The organism is Paenibacillus endoradicis, assembly GCF_024721975.1.
Map to the genome: position 1 here is coordinate 273201 of NZ_JANQBB010000001.1, position 22707 is coordinate 295907.

Annotated in this window: 13 protein-coding genes; all 13 read left to right on the forward strand. The window is 38.4% G+C overall.

Translation table 11 applies throughout. The features are described 5' to 3' along the window. Positions 1–441 precede the first annotated feature (441 nt). The gene (locus NV377_RS01165) at positions 442–2106 is read left to right on the forward strand and encodes an extracellular solute-binding protein (RefSeq protein ID WP_258200332.1); all 1665 of its coding nucleotides are present in this window, start codon (positions 442–444) and stop codon (positions 2104–2106) included. A 35-nt stretch (positions 2107–2141) separates the two neighbouring features. Further along, entirely contained in the window at positions 2142–3890 is a 1749-nt protein-coding gene (locus tag NV377_RS01170; protein WP_258199348.1) for a sensor histidine kinase, read from the forward strand. A gap of 397 nt (positions 3891–4287) precedes the next feature. After that, positions 4288–8025, forward strand: a complete 3738-nt coding sequence (locus NV377_RS01175; protein ID WP_258199349.1) for a family 43 glycosylhydrolase — start codon at positions 4288–4290, stop codon at positions 8023–8025. Between the two features lie 500 nt (positions 8026–8525). Continuing rightward, the gene (locus tag NV377_RS01180) at positions 8526–9914 is read left to right on the forward strand and encodes an ABC transporter substrate-binding protein (protein ID WP_258199350.1); all 1389 of its coding nucleotides are present in this window, start codon (positions 8526–8528) and stop codon (positions 9912–9914) included. 121 nt (positions 9915–10035) lie between these two features. Beyond that, complete coding sequence (locus NV377_RS01185; RefSeq protein WP_258199351.1) at positions 10036–12930, forward strand: extracellular solute-binding protein; 2895 nt, start codon at positions 10036–10038, stop codon at positions 12928–12930. Positions 12931–12946: 16 nt separating this feature from the next. Further along, positions 12947–13903, forward strand: coding sequence for a carbohydrate ABC transporter permease (locus NV377_RS01190; RefSeq protein ID WP_258199352.1), 957 nt, complete (start codon positions 12947–12949; stop codon positions 13901–13903). 8 nt (positions 13904–13911) lie between these two features. After that, positions 13912–14781 (forward strand): carbohydrate ABC transporter permease, encoded by an 870-nt coding sequence (locus tag NV377_RS01195; RefSeq protein ID WP_258199353.1) that lies wholly within the window; start codon positions 13912–13914, stop codon positions 14779–14781. A gap of 16 nt (positions 14782–14797) precedes the next feature. Then, entirely contained in the window at positions 14798–16261 is a 1464-nt protein-coding gene (locus NV377_RS01200; RefSeq protein ID WP_258199354.1) for a hypothetical protein, read from the forward strand. Continuing rightward, on the forward strand, positions 16254–16880 hold the full coding sequence (locus tag NV377_RS01205; protein ID WP_258199355.1) for a YIP1 family protein: 627 nt from the start codon (positions 16254–16256) through the stop codon (positions 16878–16880). Before NV377_RS01200 ends, NV377_RS01205 begins: the two co-directional genes overlap by 8 nt. A 15-nt stretch (positions 16881–16895) precedes the next feature. Further along, positions 16896–19445: a DUF5696 domain-containing protein gene (locus NV377_RS01210; protein WP_258199356.1), complete on the forward strand. Its 2550-nt coding sequence runs from the start codon at positions 16896–16898 to the stop codon at positions 19443–19445. Positions 19446–19456: 11 nt separating this feature from the next. Continuing rightward, a complete protein-coding gene (locus tag NV377_RS01215) occupies positions 19457–20344 on the forward strand; it encodes a carbohydrate ABC transporter permease (RefSeq protein ID WP_258200333.1) in 888 nt (295 codons plus the stop codon). 7 nt (positions 20345–20351) lie between these two features. Further along, complete coding sequence (locus NV377_RS01220; protein WP_258199357.1) at positions 20352–21314, forward strand: carbohydrate ABC transporter permease; 963 nt, start codon at positions 20352–20354, stop codon at positions 21312–21314. Positions 21315–21406: 92 nt separating this feature from the next. Next, positions 21407–22696 (forward strand): endo-1,4-beta-xylanase, encoded by a 1290-nt coding sequence (locus NV377_RS01225; protein WP_258199358.1) that lies wholly within the window; start codon positions 21407–21409, stop codon positions 22694–22696. Positions 22697–22707 lie beyond the last annotated feature (11 nt).

Genomic DNA, 22707 nt, shown 5'->3' on the forward strand with positions numbered 1-22707 from the left:
GTATGTAACGGATTTTATACGGCTACTTTACCTTTTTATAAGCACTATACTTAAGGTAGTTATTGATTAAGGTATCGTAGAACAGGATGAATGGCTAAAGTACTCTATTGATAAATATAATATTGAGAGGTGTTCTGGTTCATTATGAATCAACTTGTTATCACTCTAATATTGTCATATCATATATTATTGTTAGCAACACTATTATAAGAGTGGAATAGAGTCAATATAAGATGTAGTGGTATAAACAGTAAAAAGGGGATCACACCTTCTTATGTGCGAAGGTTTAATGGAGTGAGAAATTAGTTGATACTAATGATGTAATAGTTTTGATAGCCTATTATGGACTATAAAGATTTGAACATTGATATTAAGATGAGTTTATCGAGAAATAAAATAATATCTTTATGAAAAGGGGGAGTCCTTTTGTACATATTTCTGATGAAATGGGTCAAGCTAATAGCTTTGACTCTATTGTTAATGCTGATAGTAATAGCTTGTGAGAATAGCCCGAACGGTATTATTGACGAACCCTTAGAACAGAACGAATATAGCAATGTATACGATGAGATTGGACTTAGTAAATATGATCCACCAATAGAAATATCTTTTGTTCGTGAAACGAGTGACGCTTTGGAAGATTTATTAAATGTATTACCTGGGGAAACATTAGAAGATAATAGATGGAGCCGAATTTATGAGGAAGTATTAGGCATTACAATTAATTACGATTGGAAAGCTAAGGGGGATTTATATAAGCAAAAGCTTAGTTTCTCCGTTTCTTCTGGTCAACTTCCAGATATAATTAAAGTTAGCTCAGAGCAATTGAGAATGTTGAGTAATGCAGGTTTAATACAGGATTTGACGGATATTTACAATGATTATGCGACACCACTAACGAAAAATATATTAGAACAAGAAGGAAGATCAACTTTTGATGCTGCCACAATTGATGGTAAATTGATGGCAATACCAGATACTAATTCCTCCATTGAAGGAGCGATGTATATTTGGCTACGAACGGATTGGATGGAGAAACTCAGATTACAGCCACCTCAAACGATGAATGATATATTGGAAATTTCGAGAGCGTTTACAGAAATGGACCCAGATCAAAATGGACAAGATGATACTTTTGGTTTAGCCATTTCGAATTATTTGTGGGACCCTGTTATGAGCATTAAAGGATTTATGGCAGGTTATGAAGCATACCCAGAACTTTGGATCGTTGATGATTCAAATAATCTTGTATTCGGTGGAATCCAGCCAGAAGTTAAAGCATCACTTTTAGCATTACAACAGATGTATAAAAATGGTCAACTCGATCCTGAGTTTTCATTTAAGAATGGTGAAAAAGTGAAGCAACAGATTGCAAGCGGAACAGTTGGGATGATGTATGGTGAGCAATGGGGGTCGTTTGTTGTGCAATACAGTCAAGAACTTGATCGTGATGCAGACTGGAAAGCATATCCTATTGTATCTTTGAGCGGTAATCCCCCAAAGGTTCCATTAAGATTAAGAACTTATCAATACTTTGCTGTACGCAAAGAATTAGAGCATCCAGAAGCAATTGTCAAATTAATTAATTTGCATCTCGAGAAAAATTGGGGTGAGACAGCTGAATATATCAAGTTTTATAGTTCTTCTTATCCAGTGTGGCAGTTATCACCAGTAACTCCATATCCAGCTCAAAAAAACTTAGAAGCTTATCGCCAGATAGCTGAAGCTCGTCAATCAGGGGATTGGACGGGGTTGAATGCTGAAGCTCGGTCTATTCAAAAGTTAATTGAGCAGTATTATGCGGGGGGAACAGATAAAGATCATGGTTGGGGTTGGGATAAGACTTATGGTGTAAATGGTGCCTTTTCTATCTTGGATCAATATGAAGCTAATGGTCAATTATTATATGAAGCATTTACAGGAGCTCCTACAGAAACGATGATCGAGCGAAAATCATTACTGAACGATCTGCAACATGAGACTTATATCAATATCATCCTTGGTAATTCTATTGATGAATTTGATCAATTTGTAGAAACATGGCATGAGCTAGGTGGAGCAGAAATAACAAAGGAAGTTAATGAATGGTTTCAACAAAACAAATGATTTAAGTGGTAATCTAAAGGCTCGGGGGTATTTCCTTGTTTAACTTTCCTGTAACATCACTACGCAGAACTATTTTTTTTCGTTCAGTATTCACGTATCTGCTAGTTATTATCCCAATTATTATACTAGGCCTTTATTTGTACAACTGGAGCTATAATAACGCAAGTAAAGATATTTCAAGAGCTACCGTAACACAATTAAACTATTATTTAGAGGATTTAGAACGAGAAATCGAGTGGATGGAACTACAACAGTTTGATTTAGTCGAGGACGGTGAATTAAGTAAGCTAGCTGTCACATGGGGTAAGATGAGTAATGTAGAAAGAAGAGAAAGTTTGAACTACTTATTACATAGACTTACATCATTCAAAAACAGCAGTGCCTTTATTAAGGATATTAACGTACACATTTATAGTATCTCCAAAACAATCTCTGCGATGAATTCTGTTATCGAACTTGATGAGCAAGCATATACGCAATTAATTGCTAATGTTTCAAAAAATCGTGATCGATTATATTATTCGGATGATGCTGTTCATCTTATTGCATCTAAATATGGAGGTGGTAAAGGAGACTTGCCAAACTATGTCGTTCAAATTGAATTAGATTCAGAGAAGCTAAGAGAGTCGTTGCAGTTACTTAGTGCCTATGAAGACAGCGGGTCATTTCTTACTTCCAGTTCTTCCGGATATACAGTGATGAGTAATGATGAATCTAAAATTATAGTTAATAATTATTTGAAGGAGGACAAAGAAAATAGAGATTTCTTGACATTGTTAGCTGTTAATCAAGAAAAGTATCATATTGACAAGGCATATTCAAATAAATTAAAGCTTATTCTAGTCACGTATTTGCCTGAGGAGACAGTGAAGAGGCCTTTAAGCTTTTTTTATTATTGGGCATGGTTATTTGCAATAGCTTCCCTTATAGCTATTGTTGTTTTTTCTTATTCTACGTATCGCTTTATTCATAAACCACTGTTGTTGCTTGTTCAAAGTTTTAGACGAATGGAAGCTGGAGAGTTGGATCGACCAATCGTTCATGATAAGAAGGATGAATTTGGCTATTTGTATACTCGCTTTAATCATATGCTTACCAAATTAAAAAACCTTATAGATCAAGATTATATACAAAAAATGATGATGCAAAAATCTGAGTTAAAGCAGTTGCAATCTCAAATTAATCCCCATTTCTTATACAATAGCTTTTTTATATTAAATTCTCTTGCAAAAGTAGGGGATACTGAACGAATTGAACAATTCACAATAATGTTAGGGGAGTATTTCAGATTTATTACACGTAATGGTGAAGATCTAGTATTATTGTCGGAAGAGATTAAACATTCTCGAATGTATACAGATATTCAAGAACTTCGTTTCTCGAGAAGAATTCGTGTGCAATTTAATGATTTACCAATGGAGATGGAAACAATTAAGGTTCCTAGATTAATCGTTCAACCTATTATAGAAAATGCTTATGAGCATAGCCTTGAGAAGATGAGCGAGCAAGGATTACTTAAAATTTCATTTGAAAATGATAAAGATACCATCCATATTATTGTACAGGATAATGGTAGCCTTCTATCTGATGAGCAATTATTCATGCTACAGCATCGAATCCAGAATAATTCAGAAGAAAATGAAGTGACAGGTATTATTAACATCCATCGACGCCTTATTTTAACGTATGGTAAGGGTAGTGGACTTATAGTAGAACGAAGTGAACTTAACGGGTTGAAAGTTATTATTTGTATTCGAATTAATGATGATATGCAGTTAAAGTGACTCGAAGGAGTCACTTTTTTTATTGGGATTTTAAGGAGGTACTCAATTCTATAACTTGAGGGGTCAATCACCCTTAGTTTGACAGGTTGAAGCAATGAAGGTGAAACGTTACGATTTAAGAGTAAGTTCAAAACAGTCACTTGTGATCACGATGAGTATGCTAACGTAGCGTAGTCGGCATCGAATATGCCCCCATCGAAAGCCTGCGTGTGCTCACGTACACATAACGTACGCTGTGCTACTCGTTTTCGCTGTGGATCATCTTCTTGGTGCTGACAAGCAAATGTTTTGAACTTTTATTTCAATATTAGTTCAAAACGCGGACGTTGATAATGATGAATGGCTTCTTAGTATATTCGACATCGAATAGGTAGCGAATTTGGAAAGGGGGCTATTAATGATTGTTAAATCTAAAAAAAAGTTTATATTATCAGCTATCCTATTAGTATTTATTGCAATACTATTAATAAGTTTTTATCAACTATTAGATAAGAAATCAGATGTAATAACAGAGGAAGGATTGCTAAGTGCAAGTAACCCAATTATGTGGGCAGACGCACCTGATCCAGACGTTGTTCGCGTCGGCAATGACTATTATATGGTAAGCACCAGTATGCATATGATGCCTGGCTCGCCCATAATGAAATCTACTGATTTGGTGAATTGGGAAATCATTGGTTATCCGTATCAACGTTTGGAGGACAATGATGAACATAATCTTCGAGCTGGAATGAACATCTATGGAGAGGGCTCATGGGCTAACAGCTTTAAGTACCACAATGGTAAGTTCTATGTGCTGACGGCATCATTAGACTCTGGAAAAACATATCTATTTAGTACAGAGGATCCAAGCGGGGATTGGGAGCGAACTGAATTTAATGAATACTTTCATGATCCAGCATTGCTTTTTGACGATGATGATAAAGCATACATTATCTATGGCATCGAAAATTTCAATATTAAAGAGTTAACCTCGGATTATAAAGCGATTAACCTATCTGGACTTACTAAGCAAATTGTTACTTCTGGTCAAGAGGGGATGGAAGGGGCACATGCTTATAAAATTAACGGAAAATACTATATTACTGCCATATGGTGGGAGAAAGGAGATATTAGAAAGCAGTACGTATATCGTTCTAATAATATAGATGGTGCTTATGAAGGGAAACTGGTACTTAGTGATACGATGGGATTCAAAAATAACGGCGTTGCAAAAGGTGGTTTAGTGGATACACCAGAAGGTAACTGGTATGCCATGCTGTTTCAAGATCATGATGCAGTAGGAAGAATTCCAGTATTAGTACCCGTTAACTGGAAAGATGATTGGCCTGTTTATGGAAATGAAGAAGGAAAAGTTCCTCTAACTTTGTATACATTAGCAAGCCGTGGCTCTGTTAAGAACTTAACGAAAAGCGATGAGTTCAATCAAGCAACTATAGCACATGATACATCAGATGTTCTAACGACGGAAGTAGCTTCAAGTACACAGTCGATAGGTGTAGAGCTAGTAGTCAACAGTCAGTTCAATAGTAATATTGCCGACTGGAGCGGCAAAGATCAGGCTAAGGTAGAAGTTATTGCCGATCCTTCTTCTAGTGATAATAACATTGCATTTATTTCAAAGCGTACAGTTATGTCTATTAATGAAATTCCAGCAACTGCTTCTGAAGTAGCAGAAAGTATGCCTAATGGTTCACAACTTGGCCTTGAGTGGCAATGGAATCATAATCCTAACAATATGAAGTGGTCTCTCACTGAGAGAAAAGGTTTCTTGAGATTAACGACCGATAATGTTGTCAGCAATGTAATGGAGGCACGAAATACTCTTACCCAAAGGGGACAAGGGCCCCAAAGCTCTGGCTGGACATCTATAGATACTAGTTATATGAAGGATGGAGATTATGCTGGGTTAGCGGCCTTTCAGCAAGAGTATGGCTTTGTTGGGGTAACTAAGAAAGCAGGAGAACAATATATCGTTATGGTTGATAAAGGTGTTGAAATTGATCGAACCTTATTATTACAAAAGCAAGTATATTTCAAAATTGATTTTGACTTTACAACGGATAAGGCTCAATTTTTCTATAGTCTCAACGGCAAGCAATGGACAATCTTCGGGCAAGAGTTACAGATGCGCTACACATTGCCTCACTTTATGGGATATCGCTTTGCATTGTTTAATTATGCTACAGAGAACGTAGGAGGATATGTAGATTTTGATTTTTTCAGATTCAGCCCAGAAGCAACAGCACTTGAAACAACGGCAGTTCTGAGCGCTAACTTGAAAGAAAATCATGTTGAGTTAAGTAAAGAAAAGGGGAGTAGATATGAAATAAGTATATTGCTTGATGAGTTATCAGATGATCAGAATTTCCAGCAACTTCATGCGACGATACAATTTCCAGATTGGTTAGAAGTTGAAAGGATCGTTGCTAACGAACAAAATACGCCTGAAGTAGAAATAACCTATGAAGAAGTGGCAGGCGGCATAGCATTACAAATAAATTCTGTAAATGTAACGAAGCAATTATATGAAAATGTTGACTTCAGTAAGGAACTTGCAACAATTACATTTACACTTAAAAAGGAGCTTGTTGAAATGACGAATGGTGAAATAAAGGTAGATTCTTTGGAAATCGTAGATTCAGCACAACAGAAGGAAAACATTGATGTAAGTGGAGCAGTAGCCAAGCTTACCTATGCACCACCTACTCAAGCGGTAGGTAAAGATGTTTTGAACGGTAATCCGTTAGTGTCTCACAAATTTGGAGCAGATCCTTATGCGTTAGTATATAACGACCGAGTATATCTTTATATGACGAACGATGTATTTCAGTATGACGAGAGTGGCAATGTCAAGGATAATACTTATGCTAATATTAATAAGCTTTCAGTTATTTCATCAGATGACCTAGTCAATTGGACTGATCACGGCTTTGTAGATGCAGCTGGTCCAGATGGCGCTGCAAAATGGGCAACGCAATCTTGGGCACCTGCTGCAGTACATAAAGTGATTGACGGAAAAGATAAATTCTTTATCTACTTTGCTAATAATGCAAGTAATATTGGTATATTGACGAGTGACAGTCCGACAGGACCTTGGATCGACCCTATTGGTACACCACTTATTACTAGAGAAACTCCTGGTGTGGAAAAAGTAACATGGTTGTTTGACCCAGCTGTGTTAGTAGATGATGACGGAAAGAGTTATATCTACTTTGGTGGAGGTATTCCAGACGGACAGGAAGAAATGCCGAACACTGCTAGAGTGATGGAACTAGGCGAAGATATGATTAGTGTGGTGGGAAAAGCTCTTCCAATTCCAGCTCCGTATATGTTCGAAAATTCAGGGATTAACAAAGTGAATGATAAATACTATTATACGTATTGTTCGAATTTCTACGGTGGTGTTCGTCCCGAAGGAAGCCCTCAAGCAGGTCAAATTGCTTATATGGTCAGTGATTCTCCGATGGGACCATGGACATATGAAGGGATAATTCTGAAAAATCCAGGACACTTTTTTGATGTAGGCGGTAATAATCATCATGCCATTTTTGAATTCCATGAAAGCTGGTATATCGCTTATCATGCACAGACATTGTCTAAAGCGATGGGAGTACCAAAAGGATATCGTTCAACTCATCTGAATCAGGTTTTCTTTAATGAAGATGGAACGATACAAGAGATTATTGCTGATTATGAAGGTGTTAAGCAATTAAAAGCCTTCGATCCATATGTTCGAGTAGAAGCGGAGACTATCGGTTGGCAAGCAGGAATAAATACGGAGCAGATTAGTGATAACGCGCAGAAACCTTCTTCTAATAGAGTGGTAACAGATATTGATAATGGCGATTGGATAGCCGTTTCCAATGTGGATTTTGGGAGTAGGGGTGCTACGTTATTTACGGCAGCAGGAGCCAATGGTAATGTTGCTAGCAACATTGAAATTAGGTTAGATAGCCCAGATGGGGAATTAATAGGAGAGCTGTCTATTCCTGCAGCAACTGGCCTAGATCAGTACTCTGAGTTGCAAACGAAAATTGAAGGTGCAGTTGGAGTTCATCATTTATTTTTAGTATTTAGAGGAGAAGACAATAGCGAGTTATTCAAGCTTGATTACTGGCAGTTTCATGAATAGTTAGGATGCTGTGCCCCCATATCTAATTGATATGGGGGCTTCTCATTATAAGGGGTAGTTCAAAAAGCAGACTTTGATAACGATGAATGGTCTCGTAGTTTAGTCGACATCGCATCTGAAACGAACTTGGAAAGTACGGTTCGCGTGTACCAAACACGTACACTTGCGCTTCCGCCTTTCTCAAGTAACGTTTCACCTGCTCGGTTCTGAAAGCCCGCTTTTTGAACTTTCATTATAAGGGGTAGTTCAAAAAGCAGACTTTGATAACGAAATGTGCAGGGAGATAAACTGGGATCAAATATGAAGCAAGCTTGGGAAGTGTGCAATCTTTTTGATTGTAAGCAATTCTTTACTCGTTTTTTTAATGACTTTAAACGGAACTGTTTACGTTGCTAAAAACCTATAATTTAGCAGGTATTCAACTGAATACAGGCAGGTTGTTGAGCTATATATGAAAGCGCTACACTTCTTATGTAGTTAACTCTTAAGGGGGAAAAAAAATGCTAAAGAAACAAAGGTTGTTAATACTGTTGTGCCTTGTTTTTGTTTTAGTAGTATCTGCGTGTAGTGGAAATACAGGAGGTGGCAATTCAGGAAATAATGCTAAACCTGATACATCCAGTAAACCGGTGGTTACAGAAGATGTATCAAATGAAGATGTTGATGTAGTTAAAGAGAACCCAAATGCAACACCTGAAATGGATTTTGATCTTGGTGGGAAAACTGTGAAGATTGTAGCGTGGTTCGATCTTGCAATAAAACAAGATGGCCCGGACAATATCCAGCGCCAGAAAAATCTAGATGCATTAATGGAAAAACATAATTTCAAAGTTGAATATGTTGCTTTGACCTATGATGAGTATGTTGATAAAGTGTCCGCTTCAATGCTAGCAAATGATCCTGTCGGAGATATTCTCTTAATTAGGAGACCTTGGGCAATTCCTAGTATGGTACAGCAAGACTTCTTCTGGCCACTCGATGAATATACAAAGAATGATAAAGCATTCAGTCCAAGCGGTAAAAAGTTCTCCGAATACGAAGGTAAAACTTACGGGTTTTCCATTTATGATGGAGATAATGGTGCAAATGGTATTATCTATAACAAAACATTGATGAACGAGTTGGGCTTGAAGCCTTTGCAAGAGTACGTTGATGAAGACAACTGGAACTGGGATACTTTCCTTCAAGTTGCTAAAGAAGGAAACAAAGATACAAATAACGATGGGAAAATAGATGTTTGGGGACTTGCAAATGTATCCATTGATGCGGCAATGGCTTCTAATGGTGCAGACTTCACTAATGGAAATCAACAAGCGTTAGATGATCCAAAAACGATTGAAGTATTTAATCATATAAGCACGTTTGCAACTGAGAAACTTGTAAGACCGACAGAAGGTGGAGATTGGACAGAGCCAACACAATTCTTCCGTCAAGGTAACACTTTGCTAGTTAATGGTGCAATGTATGAAATTGCTGGATATCGTACGGATATGCCTGACTCTGAAATTGGCTTTGTTCCTTACCCTAAATCTCCAAGTGCAACAGAATATACTAGCGTTACTTCTGCACCTACATTTTATGTTATTCCTAAAGCTGTCGAACATCCAGAGCAGATGGTGTACATCATGGAAAAAATCCAAGATTACGAGTCTGTTAGTGAATATTCAGCTCAGGCTTATTACGAATCTATTTTTGATAACGAGGAAGATGTTGCCAATCTAAGAACAGCGAACAAGAAAACGCATGCACTTGACAGAGAGACTTATCCGTCGTTCCCTTACTGGGAAATTCTTGGTGACTTGAATAATGGTGTTTCTGTTTCAACGGTTGTTGAGACGTACAAAGCTAAAGTTCAGGCTGCTGTAGATGAAGTATGGCTTAAAAAATAATCTATAGTCAAAGTAACTTTAATTAAAATGCAACATTCCTCATTAGGTAGTTGGTTTGTCTCATGAGGAATGTTGCTAAAAGTGCTGAAATTAAAAATAATGCATCAGGAGGGGAGAAACGTTGAACACAAGAAAGAAAAAGAAAGTGATTGTTCTAATGGTTCTTGCCGCACTTCTATTATCCCTGTGGGCTTTCTTACCTTCAGATTCCACCACTCAACCGCATGTTTATGCTATAGGTGGTTTTGATGCCGTTACAGGCTTATCGGAAGAAGATGGGTATGCAGCATATTTAAATCGTCATTCGACAGTGGATAGACCTAATGAGACGATTCGAATCGAAGGGGAAAATTTTGTTGAGACTCTCGGAGATGGTTTTGAGATCGTCAACCAGTTGGAAGGATTAGATGGTCAAGCAGTAGTAACACCGGAAGAAGGCACCATCAGTTGGGATGTATCAATAGAAGACCCAGGATTATACAATATTAAAATTCATTATTTTCCGTTAGAAGGAAAAAGCTCTTCTATTGAAAGAGAGTTTACTATTAATGGTGAAGTACCCTTTAAAGGGGCAGAAATACTATTATTTGACCGAATTTGGGCAAACCGTTATGAAGAAATTCAAAGAGATGATCGGGACAACGATTTACGACCTAGACAGGTAGAGAAACCTGAATGGCAAATCGGTGATTTCAAGGATAGGAATGGTTATTTTGAAGAATCATATTCCTTTTTCCTGGACAAAGGAATCCAATCACTTTCATTAACATCGTTACGTGAGCCTATGGCTATCGATTATATTGAACTGTATCAGAATAAGGCTCTGAAAAGTTATGAAGAACTGGAGAATGAGTACGAGGCCAAGGGCATTAAAGTTGCCCAGGATCAATATATGCTTATCCAAGCTGAGGATGCCATTTCTAAGTCATCACCTACTTTATTTCCAGTATCAGATAGATCAAGCCCTACGGTTATCCCGTATGATGTTTCAAAGATCCGTATCAACACAATTGGCGGATTGAATTGGAAACTACCTGGTCAGTGGATTGAATGGGAGATCGACGTCGAAGAGGATGGTTTGTATCAACTAGCATTGAAGCAGAAGCAGAACCAGCTTCGTGGTGTCTATGCTACACGGAGTCTAATGATTGACGGAGAATACCCTTTTGAGGAAATGAAGAGGATTCGCTTTAATTATGAAAGAGATTGGAAGATGGATGTGTTGGGGGGAGATGAGCAGCCCTATCTGTTCCATCTAACGAAAGGTACCCATCGTATTAGAATGACAGTTTCACTTGGAGATATCGCTCCATTACTGCAAACGATTGAGTCGAGTGTACTTCAGCTCAATGAGATGTATCGAAAGGTACTAATGATTACCTCTAATACACCAGATCCATTTCGAGATTATCAATTGGAGAAGCGTATTCCAAATATGACAGAGGTATTCGCTGAACAGGCTGAAATAATTCAAAGTGTAGCGGATTACTTAGAAGAAGCTACGGGAGAGCGAAGCGATAAGGTTGCGGTTCTTCACTCCATGGTTCGACAACTAGAAGAAATGGTTAAATATCCGGAGACAGTTGCCAAACAATTGAAGTCCTACAAAATTAATGTCGGAGGTCTAGGGACTTGGATTTTGACCGTCCGTGAACAGCCTTTATCGCTTGATTATCTTATCGTGTCTTCGCCTGAACAAAAACTACCAAGAGCTGACGCTACAATATTGGAAGTAATTGGGCATGAGCTAGGCGCTTATGTTTCTTCTTATACAGAAGATTATGACAGCATAGGTAACACGGGAGAAAAGGATAAAGCGATAACTGTTTGGATTACGACAGGACGCGATCAGGCGCAAGTATTGAAAAGCTTAATTGATGATTCCTTTACACCAGAGACCGATATATCCGTAAAGCTTCGTCTTGTACCGGGAAATATTCTATTGCCTGCTACCCTTGCTGGTGAAGGTCCGGATGTTGCTATGCAACTAGGCGAGGATATTCCTGTTAACTATGCGATGAGAGACGCCGCTGCGGATTTAACGAAGTTTGACGATTTTGATGAGGTTGTAACTAGGTTCCGTGACAGTGGTATAGAGCCATACAAGTACAATGGAGGCGTGTTTGCTTTGCCTGAGCAACAGACCTTTCCAATGCTATTCTATCGCAAAGACATTCTTGATGAATTGGAATTGACAACGCCGAAAACTTGGCAAGATATATATAACATGATTTCCGTGCTCCAGAAGCATAACATGGAGTTTTATTTACCACTTGAAACTACAAATGCAAATATGGTTCCGAATGCGACATTCTCTATGCTACTTTATCAAAACGGTGGTCAGTTCTACGGTGATAATGATACGAAAAGTGCGTTGGATTCTGAAATTTCCATGGAAGCATTCAAAAAATGGTCGCAGTTTTATACCAGCTATAAGTTTCCATTAATTGCAGACTTCCCGAATCGATTCCGGACAGGTGAAATGCCGATAGGCATTGCAGACTATACAACGTATAACATGCTGACGGTTATGGCTCCTGAGATTAAAGGTTTATGGGAATTCACGCTTGTGCCTGGAACAGAACTTGCGGATGGTACGGTCAACCATGAAGTAGCGAGCCACACAACCGCAGTCCTGATGCTCGAAAATTCGAAAAATAAAGAGATTTCTTGGGAGTTTATGAAATGGTGGACGGACAAGGAAACTCAGGTCGCTTACGGCCGTGAAATGGAAGGGCTTATGGGCGAGGCGGCTCGTTACCCAACTGCCAACATTGAGGCTCTTGAAGAATTACCTTGGCCAATCGAGGATTATAAAAATCTGGAGAGCCAGTGGAAATGGGTAAGAGGTATCCCGCAAGTTCCTGGTGGCTACTTTACTGGAAGACACTTAGACAATGCTTTCAGAAAAGTCGTAAACGCTAGTGAGAATCCTCGTGAAGCGTTGTCTGATTATATCTTGTACATTAACGATGAAATTGAAATCAAACGGAAAGAATTTAACTTACCGTATTAGTCAGGGGTGGAAGCTGATGCAAACAGAGAAAACCGCTCAGGTCGCAAAGGGATTCATTCGTCCGCAGAAGATATCGAAGTGGGCACATATCGCCAGCGAGTTGAAACGTAACAAGCATTATTATATTTTAATAAGTCCATATATGACGATTTTCTTTTTGTTCACTGTCATTCCCGTCGTTTTCTCTTTGGTATTAAGCCTATTCTATTTTAATATGCTGGAATTTCCACGATTTGTAGGATGGCAAAATTATTCTAGACTGTTGCTTAACGACGATGTATTTATGATTGCTTTGAAGAATACTCTTCTGTTCGCGGTTATTACTGGTCCTGTTAGTTATATCGCCTGTTTTTTGTTTGCTTGGATTATTAATGAACTATCACCTAAAGTACGTGCATTTATGACGTTAGTTTTTTATGCTCCTTCGATTTCAGGTAATGTGTTTTTCATATGGCTAATCGTATTTTCGGGCGATAGCTATGGTTATTTGAACGGATTTTTGATGAAAACAGGTATTATATTAGAACCTATTCAATGGCTTCTTGATGAGAAATATATTTTGCCGATTGTTATGCTAGTTCAACTGTGGCTTAGTTTAGGAACGAGTTTCCTTGCCTTTATTGCTGGTTTGCAGACGATCGATAGAACACTGATTGAAGCAGGGTCTGTCGATGGAATTAGAAATCGTTGGCAGGAACTATGGTTTATTACATTACCTTCAATGAGACCACAGCTTATGTTCGGAGCTGTTATGCAGATTACAGGATCGTTTGCAGTTGCTGATATTTCAATCGCACTTGCAGGATTTCCGAGCGTCAACTACGCGGCTCATACCATCGTAACGCATTTGATGGACTTTGGTAGTATTCGTTTTGAGATGGGTTACGCGTCCGCCATTGCAACAGTTCTCTTCGGCATTATGCTTGGAACTAATATGCTGACACAAAAAATGCTGAGAAAGATAGGTGAGTAACGTTGGTCATGAAAATGATGGCGGTCTTTCGAACGCCTAAAAAGCTTAATCGTTCTTTTACTGTCAGCTTTTTGCTGTTTGCGTTGCTTGCCTTTTTTGGGGCCTTCATGGCTTTGCCGCTCGTTTATGCGGTGAACAATGCATTCAAACCACTTGATGAATTATTTATATTTCCACCGCGTTTCTTTGTGAAAAATCTGACGATAGAAAACTTCTTAGATTTAATATCTTTAATGGGAAATTCTTGGGTACCTTTATCTCGATATATCGCTAATACTTTGCTGATTACGATTGTCGGTACTGTTGGTCATATTCTGCTGGCATCTGCAGCAGCTTATCCCCTTGCGAAATATCGATTCCTTGGCTCAAAGACACTCTTCTCTATCGTTGTGTTAGCTCTAATGTTCTCGCCACATGTAACAGCTACACCCAACTATCTGATCATGTCTTGGTTGGGCTGGGTAAATACGCATGCATCCATTATTATACCCGCATTAGCTTTCCCACTAGGATTGTTCCTAATGAAGCAATTCATGGAGCAAATTCCTGATGCTTTATTAGAAGCTGCCAAAATTGATGGTGCCAATGAATACAGGATTTATTGGACTATTGTTATGCCCAACGTAAAGCCTGCATGGTTAACTCTTATGATTTTGCAGTTTCCAATGTTATGGGGTAGTGACGGGGGTAATTTTATCTATAGTGAGAACTTAAAAACGCTGCATTACGCCTTGGGACAAATTACTGCTGGGGGAATTGCGAGAGCAGGGGTTGGTGCGGCAGTCGCACTACTTTTGATGATTGTTCCAATATCACTATTTATTATTTCTCAGAGTAGCGTCATTGAGACAATGGCTACTTCCGGGATGAAGGATTAGAAGGGGGCTTTGCACGATGTTGACTAGAAACCCCAAAATAAGAAAGGGTCTCTTCATGGCACTTTGTTGTCTAATTGGCATAAGTGTGTGGGGAAGTCCAGTCCAGGCTAATAGCAACGCAGATTCCTACAACTATTCTTATTGGGGAAGAACGGTTGCTTCGCCTGCCGCCTATACGGCGACCGGTTCGGTTAATGGGTTGGATATTGGAATAGGGATATTAAAGGAACCTAGCGATATTCAAGTCACATCTGATAACTATATTTATATATTGGATTCTGGAAATAACAGGGTAGTTATTTTAGATCAAAACTACGAATTGATTAATGTCATTGATTCATTTAACAATGAAGGATCAATCGAAACATTACTTAACCCTCAGGGACTGTTTGTAACGCAAGATAAAAAACTGTTAATTGCTGATACTGGCAATAAACGTATAGTAGAGCTTGATAAGGATAATAACCTTATAAAAATTATTGAAGCACCACAATCCGAATTACTTAATTCAACGTTTGATTTCCAACCAGTTCGGGTTGTAGCCGATAAGGCACAGCGAATATATGTTATGTCAATAGGAGTATTCGATGGCTTGATGGAATTTAACGCTGCAGGGGAATTCAATACATTTACGGGAGCAAATCGTGTAAACGTAGATCCTATTGAGTATTTCTGGAAAACGATTTCCACACAAGAGCAACAAAGTAAAATGATAATGTTTACTCCTACAGAATTTACAAATTTGGACATAAACGAAGAAGATTTTCTTTATGTTACAAATGGTGATCAATGGGGTGACAACATTAAGATGTTAAACGCTCAAGGTAGCGATATATTGCGTAGAAATGGATATTTCAAACCTATGGGCGACATTCGCTACTTTGCAGATGAAGGTCCATCTCGATTAGTAGATATCGATGTGGCTGATAGCGAGATGTATTCGGTGCTTGATGCAAAAAGAGGAAGGGTATTTACATATAATGGGGATGGACATCTGTTATATATATTCGGTGGTCTAGGAAATAAATTAGGAGAATTTAAGACACCAACAGCAATTACTAGAATGGGAGATGATTTCCTAGTTCTAGATAAGGCACTTGGTGAGATTACGGTGTTCCAGACAACGGAATACGGTCGAATGCTTAATGAGGCAGTTAGGAGTTATTATCGCGGAGATGAAGGAGAGGCATTCAATTATTTTCAACAAACTATAAATATGAACTCCAATTTAGAGTTCGCCTATGGTGGAATCGGTAAGGCACTTCTTCGTCAAGGAGATTACAAAGAGGCAATGTTTTACTTTAAAAAGAGTATGGATCAGAAAAATTATTCCAAGGCGTACTTACTCTATCGCAAAGAAGTGCTTCGGGAATACTTCTCGATTATTATGACAGGCATATTGATAATGGCAGTTGTAATTTCAGTTGCAACAAGATACAGGAAGTTAGTACGGAGAAAGAGGGGGATTTCCATTGAATAGAGATCTTGTGAAATATCCTTTTTATCTCATTTTTCATCCCTTTGATGGTTATTGGGAATTGAAATACGACCGCAATCAGAAGCAGAGCTTGATCTTTGCCATTGCTATTCTATTCATGCTCGCATTAACAAACATCTTGTCCAGCCAATACAGTGGTTTTGTCGTTCATATTGTAGATCCTAAATCAATGAATAGCTTTATGGAAATTATATATGTCATAGTGCCAGTCTTGTTCTTTTGTATAGCAAACTGGTCACTTACAACATTGTTGGACGGAGAAGGGAAATTTGTAGAAATTTTCACTTCAACATGTTTTGCACTTATTCCATTGGTACTTATTAATTTTCCTTGGATTTGGCTAAGCAACGTCATCTCGATGGAAGAATCGGTATTTTATTATTTTTCGAACAGTCTAGCATTAATCTGGTTTGTTTTTATGTTGTTCATTGGAAATATGACGGTACATCAATTTTCACCGTCCAAATCAATACTTACCATTCTTCTCACTATTGTCGCTATGGCATTTATGGCGTTTCTTAGTTTATTATTTTTTAGTTTAATCCAACAGATCATCTCTTTCATTTCCGTTATTTATCAAGAACTGGCATTGAGAAACTGAGAAAGGAGGGCACAAATGATACAGACTAAAAAAGTTTTAATGATAGTACTTGTTATAAGCGCAATCATCATTGCAGGTTGTTCAGATTCAATGGATGAGCTTCAATTGGATAGCGCTGCGCTTACAGAGGAATTCATACAGGGAGAATCGTTAAAGGCCTCCTTTACGGATTCGAGAGTTGCGGGAATGAAGGGGATTGCCGAGAATGATAATTTACAATTGTTGGTGACGGAACAGACAGGGGAAATTGCTGTCATCGATAAAAATAATGGTGAGATTTGGTATAGTAACCCGCCTGAAAGTGACTCAGATGCAGTTGCTTTGGGAATTAATAAGCAGTTATTATCTTCACAAATGAAACTCGATTACTACAATATGTCTGGACAGATCAATTCAATCAACTCCAAAACTGATAGTGCAGACTATAATCAGATTAGGTTTGAACCAATCTCCAATGGTGTCAGAGTGACTTATCGATTCGGTAAGTATGAAAAAACATTGAATGATTTGCCAATGCTCATTAGCAAAAGCCGTTTCGAACAACTAGCAACTAAATTAGATGAAACGGGGCAGAGAGCTTTACAAACTGCCTATACCGAAGATGTTGAAAAATCGGTATACGTGAGAGGCAACGATCAAATACTTCAAGGGATTCGACTTAAGCGTGCGCTTCAAGCTTTTGAGGATGCGGGTTACACGGAAGAAGATCTATTGTTGGATATTGAGGAACATCAGTTGGACCAGCCTATTTCTGAACCAAGAGTCTTTCAGGCTGCTATTGAATATACGTTGGATGCTAATAGTCTTGTTGCAAAAATCCCTAGCTCAAGCATTCAATACCCAGAGGACTATCCTATTAGCCAGCTCTCCATAATGAATTATTTTGGAGCAGGAGGAGTAGAAGAAGAAGGCTCTTTATTTGTCCCTGATGGTTCTGGAGCACTCATTAACTTCAACAATGGGAAAACTCAGTATTCGGCATACCAGCAGCAAGTTTACGGAACAGATATGACGCTAGAATCTTATGTATCAGCCGTAAGTGAAGAGTCAGTTAGGCTACCTGTGTTCGGTATTATTCGTGAAGGCAGTGCATTTTTAGGTATTATTGAAGATGGTGCCGCGGCTGCGTCTATTCACGCCGATGTCAGTGGGAAATTAAATAGCTACAACTATGTATACCCCATCTTCACTGTGCTTAATAATGGTGAAGTCACCTTGAATGCGAATGGGAAACAGCGTTCACTACCAAAATTCCAAGAAAATAAGATGAAGTCTGATTTTACAATTCGCTATGCTTTTTTAGACGGAGAAGAAGCGTCCTACAAGGGAATGGCTCAATATTTCCAGAAATATTTGTTGGCTAAGAACGGTCTTCCTCAGCTAGTAACGGATACAAAGTCAGAGGATTCTCCTTTCTACTTGCAAGTGGTGGGGAGCATAAATAAAGAAAAGAAATTTGCAGGAATACCTTATGAATCACTAGAACCGCTTACGACATTTGAGCAAACAAAAGACATTATTACTGAGATGAAACAGCGTGATATTAACCACATCAAGCTTCAGTATTCTGGTTGGTTCAATAACGGATTGAATCACGGTATTCCAAAAAGTATCTCAATCGATAAAGAAGTAGGCGGTAAAAAAGGTTTCCGTGATTTCACGGCGTTCGCACAAGAACAAGAGATATCTTTTTATCCTGACGTTGCCCTGCTGACAGCATACACAGATGATCACTTTAATACATCTAAGGATGCCGCAAGAACGATTAAAGGGGTTCCTGCTAGAATATTTGCTTATGATATGGGTCTAGATGGTCGAGATAGATCTCGCATACCTTCTCATGTTATTTCTCCACGACTTGTCAATAGTTATGTGGATGGCATGTTAAACGATCTGTTGGATCTTCCGATCCAAAGCATATCGTTACGGGACTTAGCTGATCAATTGAACAGTGATTATCGAAAAAATAAGCAAATTGATCGTACAGAATCTGAGGAATTTTCTATCAATGCTTTGAACCAGATAGGTGAAGCGAGTTTAAGTGTCATTGCTAATGGAGGGAATTCTTATGCTCTTCCATTTTTGACGGATATAACGAATGCTCCAATGACCAGTAGCAAATTCAAAATTGCAGATGAAGAAATTCCTTTTTATCAAATGGTAGTTCGAGGATCTATTAATTATACGGGAGCACCATATAACCTTTCTACGTTTACGAGTATGGAGCAATATATATTGAAATGTTTGGAATATGGATCAGGGGTCTACTTTGAGTGGATTTATGAACCGAATCATACGGTGAAGGATACCGATTATAACAATCTGTATGCAGTGAATTACGAGTTATGGATAGATCAAGCATCAGAAATTTATAACAACGTGAACGAGGTTCTACGGAAGGTTCAGAATGAGCGCATCATCGGACATGAAAAGCTGACTGAGGGCGTCTATAAAACCGTTTACGAGAGCATGTACGTAATTGTGAATTATAATCATTCACAAGTAACAATTGACGGCAGAACAATTGATGCCGAGAGCTATATTACAGGTGGTGAACAATCTTGAAGAAGCTCGGCATGAAGCAAAGGTCTTATCTACAACAAAAGGCGTTATGGGGTATAATATTTGCTTTTCCATGGCTCATAGGATTCATTTTTTTCTTTCTTGTTCCATTAGTGGATTCGTTGCGGTATAGCTTTAGTTCCGTTGTAGCCAGTTCGGAAGGGTTAAACATCAATTTTATAGGTTTAGAAAATTATATTAATGCACTGACAGTTAATACGAACTTTAATCGTTCATTAGTGGAATCTATTGTGAATATGGTCGTTAACGTTCCTTTAATCGTCATATTCAGTCTTTTTATAGCGGTGTTGTTGAATCAGAAGTTTGTAGGAAGAGCTTTTGCGAGATCAATCTTTTTCTTGCCTGTTATCTTAGCGTCTGGGATTATTCTTACTCTTGAGAGTTCAAGTTTGATTCAAGCTGTTAATGATGAGAATATCGGATCTGGTTTTACTAGTGCGATGGGTGTTTTTGAACTGGAGAACATGATGTTAAGGGCAGGGGTAAGTGAAATTATCGTTCAATATTTAACAGGGGCAGTGGACCGCATTTATCAGATAGTTAGCCAATCCGGGGTACAAATATTAATTTTCCTTGCAGCGATCCAGACGATTCCTCCTCAGCTTTATGAGGCATCTACAATGGAGGGGGCTACTGGATATGAATCCTTTTGGAAAATCACTTTTCCTATGGTGAGTCCGCTAATTTTTGTAAATATGATTTATACAATTATTGACTCTTTCTCCGTAAATGCGATGACCGATTTAATCCGGCAAACGGGCTTTACTTCGTTCAACTTTGGTCTCAGTTCTGCGATGGCATGGATATATTTCCTAGCGATTGCATTGATTCTACTGACCAGTTCATACTTAGTATCCAAAAGGGTATTTTATTATGATTAGAAGGAGGATGAATGAGTTGAAGATTGTAGGTAAATTATTGTCACTAGAACAATGGAAACATTGGATTTGGTCATTCGTGAGACTGACGCTTATTGTAGGTCTATCGTTCGTTATCCTGTTCCCGATCATTCAGAAAATTTCTACAGCGTTTAAAGATAAATCCGATCTCTATTCACCCGTTGTCGTGTGGATTCCAGAGACATATACGCTTGACAATTTTAAACTGGCGATGTCTATTATGAATTATGGTAAGACATTGTTAAACACTTTTACTCTATCAGGGTTAACGACCATTCTAGCTGCGGCGTCCTGTGCACTAGCAGGTTATGCTTTTGCCCGACTTAAATTTAGGGGAAGCAATTTACTTTTTGGAGGCGTCATACTTACGATTCTTGTGCCACCTTCGACGATATTGATTCCCCTTTATCTTAATATGAATGACTTTACGCTATTGGGGCTCATTCCTTTGATTACCGGGGGGAAATCTATTAATCTATTAAATACTTATTGGCCTTTTATTTTAACTTCTATTACGGCAAACTCTCTTAAAGCAGGACTATATATTTTCATCTTTAGGCAATTTTTTAGGGGAATACCGAAAGAGGTTGAAGAAGCCGCATATATGGATGGTGCAGGTGTACCTTCAACATTCACTCGCATTATGCTACCTAATGCAATACCTTCCATTGTTACGGTTGCGCTCTTTTCATTCGTATGGCAATGGAATGATAGTTTTTTTACGACGACCTATTTAACAAGCGGAAAGGTCATGTCTACGCAGCTGTCATCATTACCGTATAATGTTTCAGCTACTCTCCAAGGTGGAGTTGGGGCGACTGTAGATCCGTTCTATTTGAGCATGATTCAGGACACAGGGATATTGCTAGCTATTTTACCATTAATAATTATTTACTTATTTGTTCAGCGTTATTTTGTAGAAAGTATTGAACGTACAGGAATTGTTGGATAAATAGTAAATAGGTAGAACGCCATGCGTGGAACGTAGTAATATGACTAGTTCGCGTATGGTGTTTCTAATTTCATGCAAAGGTGGATGAAGTAGTGAATCCCAAATTCAATAAAAAAATATTAGCTATTGCTGGCATTGTTATCATTCTAACGTTGACATTGATTATTATTAACTCCACGCGGAATGATCAAGCAGATAATAATAAAATTGCTAGAAACAACGGTCAACAAGAAGCTGTAAACATTGAAGATGAACCCACTAATGCAGTCATCGAGCCAACGAATGAGCCCGAGCCTAGCATTACTTCAGAAGTCATAGTGAAAGAAATAGTAGAGCTATCTGTAGAAGAAGATATTCCATCATTGTACGAAGTATATTCGGCGTATTTTCCTATTGGGGCAGCGTTGGAACCTTTCCAAACAACTGGACTAAAGGCAGATTTACTTAAAAAGCATGTCAATTGGATTGTTGCTGAAAATGCGATGAAGCCTGTTTCACTTCAACCTACAGAAGGTAACTTTAATTGGACGCAAGCAGATCAACTTATTGAGTTTGCAAAAGCGAATAATATGGAAGTTCGTTTCCACACGTTAGTATGGCATACTCAAGTAGGAGACTGGTTCTTTAAAGATTTGGAAGGCAAGTCGATGGTTGACGAGACAGACACAGATAAGAGAGAGGCAAACAAACAGCTCTTACTCGAACGTCTAGCTACGCATGTTCGAACGATCGTTAGTCGTTACAAAGATGATATAAAATCATGGGATGTTGTCAATGAAGTTATTGAACCAGCTGATCCGGATGGAATGCGCGCTAGTGAATGGTATAAAATAACCGGGACTGATTATATTGAAACCGCTTTTCGCGTTGCACGCGAAGCGGGAGGTCCTGATATTAAGCTATACATTAACGACTATGGTACAGATGATGTCGTTAAGCGAGACCGTTTATACGAACTAGTCAAAGAAATGATTGAGAAAGATGTACCAATTGATGGCGTTGGTCATCAAACTCATATTAATATCGAATGGCCTCCGGTTGGCTCAATTATTGCGTCTATGGAGAAATTTGCAGGATTAGGTCTTGATAATCTAGTGACTGAGCTAGATATGAGCTTATATGTATGGAATGATCGCAGTGATTTTGGTGAAGAAATTCCCTATCAGATCGTTGAAAAGCAGGCTGACCGCTACGCTGAATTGTTTGAAGCGTTTAAAGAACATAAGGATATTATTGGTGGTGTTGTATTTTGGGGAATTGCAGATGATCATACCTGGCTAAGTACATTCCCTATTACTCGTACAGAAGCACCGTTTCTATTCGACAAGCAGCTACATGCAAAACCAGCTTTTTGGGCGTTAGTTGATCCTGCTACAAGATAAAAACTATACTC

Bases quoted from the DNA above. Each gene is read 5' to 3' on its own strand.
- NV377_RS01200 (WP_258199354.1), top strand. From the start codon at position 14,798: ATGTTGACTAGAAACCCCAAAATAAGAAAGGGTCTCTTCATGGCACTT.
- NV377_RS01210 (WP_258199356.1), top strand. From the start codon at position 16,896: ATGATACAGACTAAAAAAGTTTTAATGATAGTACTTGTTATAAGCGCA.
- NV377_RS01180 (WP_258199350.1), top strand. From the start codon at position 8,526: ATGCTAAAGAAACAAAGGTTGTTAATACTGTTGTGCCTTGTTTTTGTT.
- NV377_RS01190 (WP_258199352.1), top strand. From the start codon at position 12,947: ATGCAAACAGAGAAAACCGCTCAGGTCGCAAAGGGATTCATTCGTCCG.
- NV377_RS01195 (WP_258199353.1), top strand. From the start codon at position 13,912: ATGAAAATGATGGCGGTCTTTCGAACGCCTAAAAAGCTTAATCGTTCT.
- NV377_RS01165 (WP_258200332.1), top strand. From the start codon at position 442: ATGAAATGGGTCAAGCTAATAGCTTTGACTCTATTGTTAATGCTGATA.
- NV377_RS01175 (WP_258199349.1), top strand. From the start codon at position 4,288: ATGATTGTTAAATCTAAAAAAAAGTTTATATTATCAGCTATCCTATTA.
- NV377_RS01220 (WP_258199357.1), top strand. From the start codon at position 20,352: ATGAATGAGTTGAAGATTGTAGGTAAATTATTGTCACTAGAACAATGG.
- NV377_RS01215 (WP_258200333.1), top strand. From the start codon at position 19,457: ATGAAGCAAAGGTCTTATCTACAACAAAAGGCGTTATGGGGTATAATA.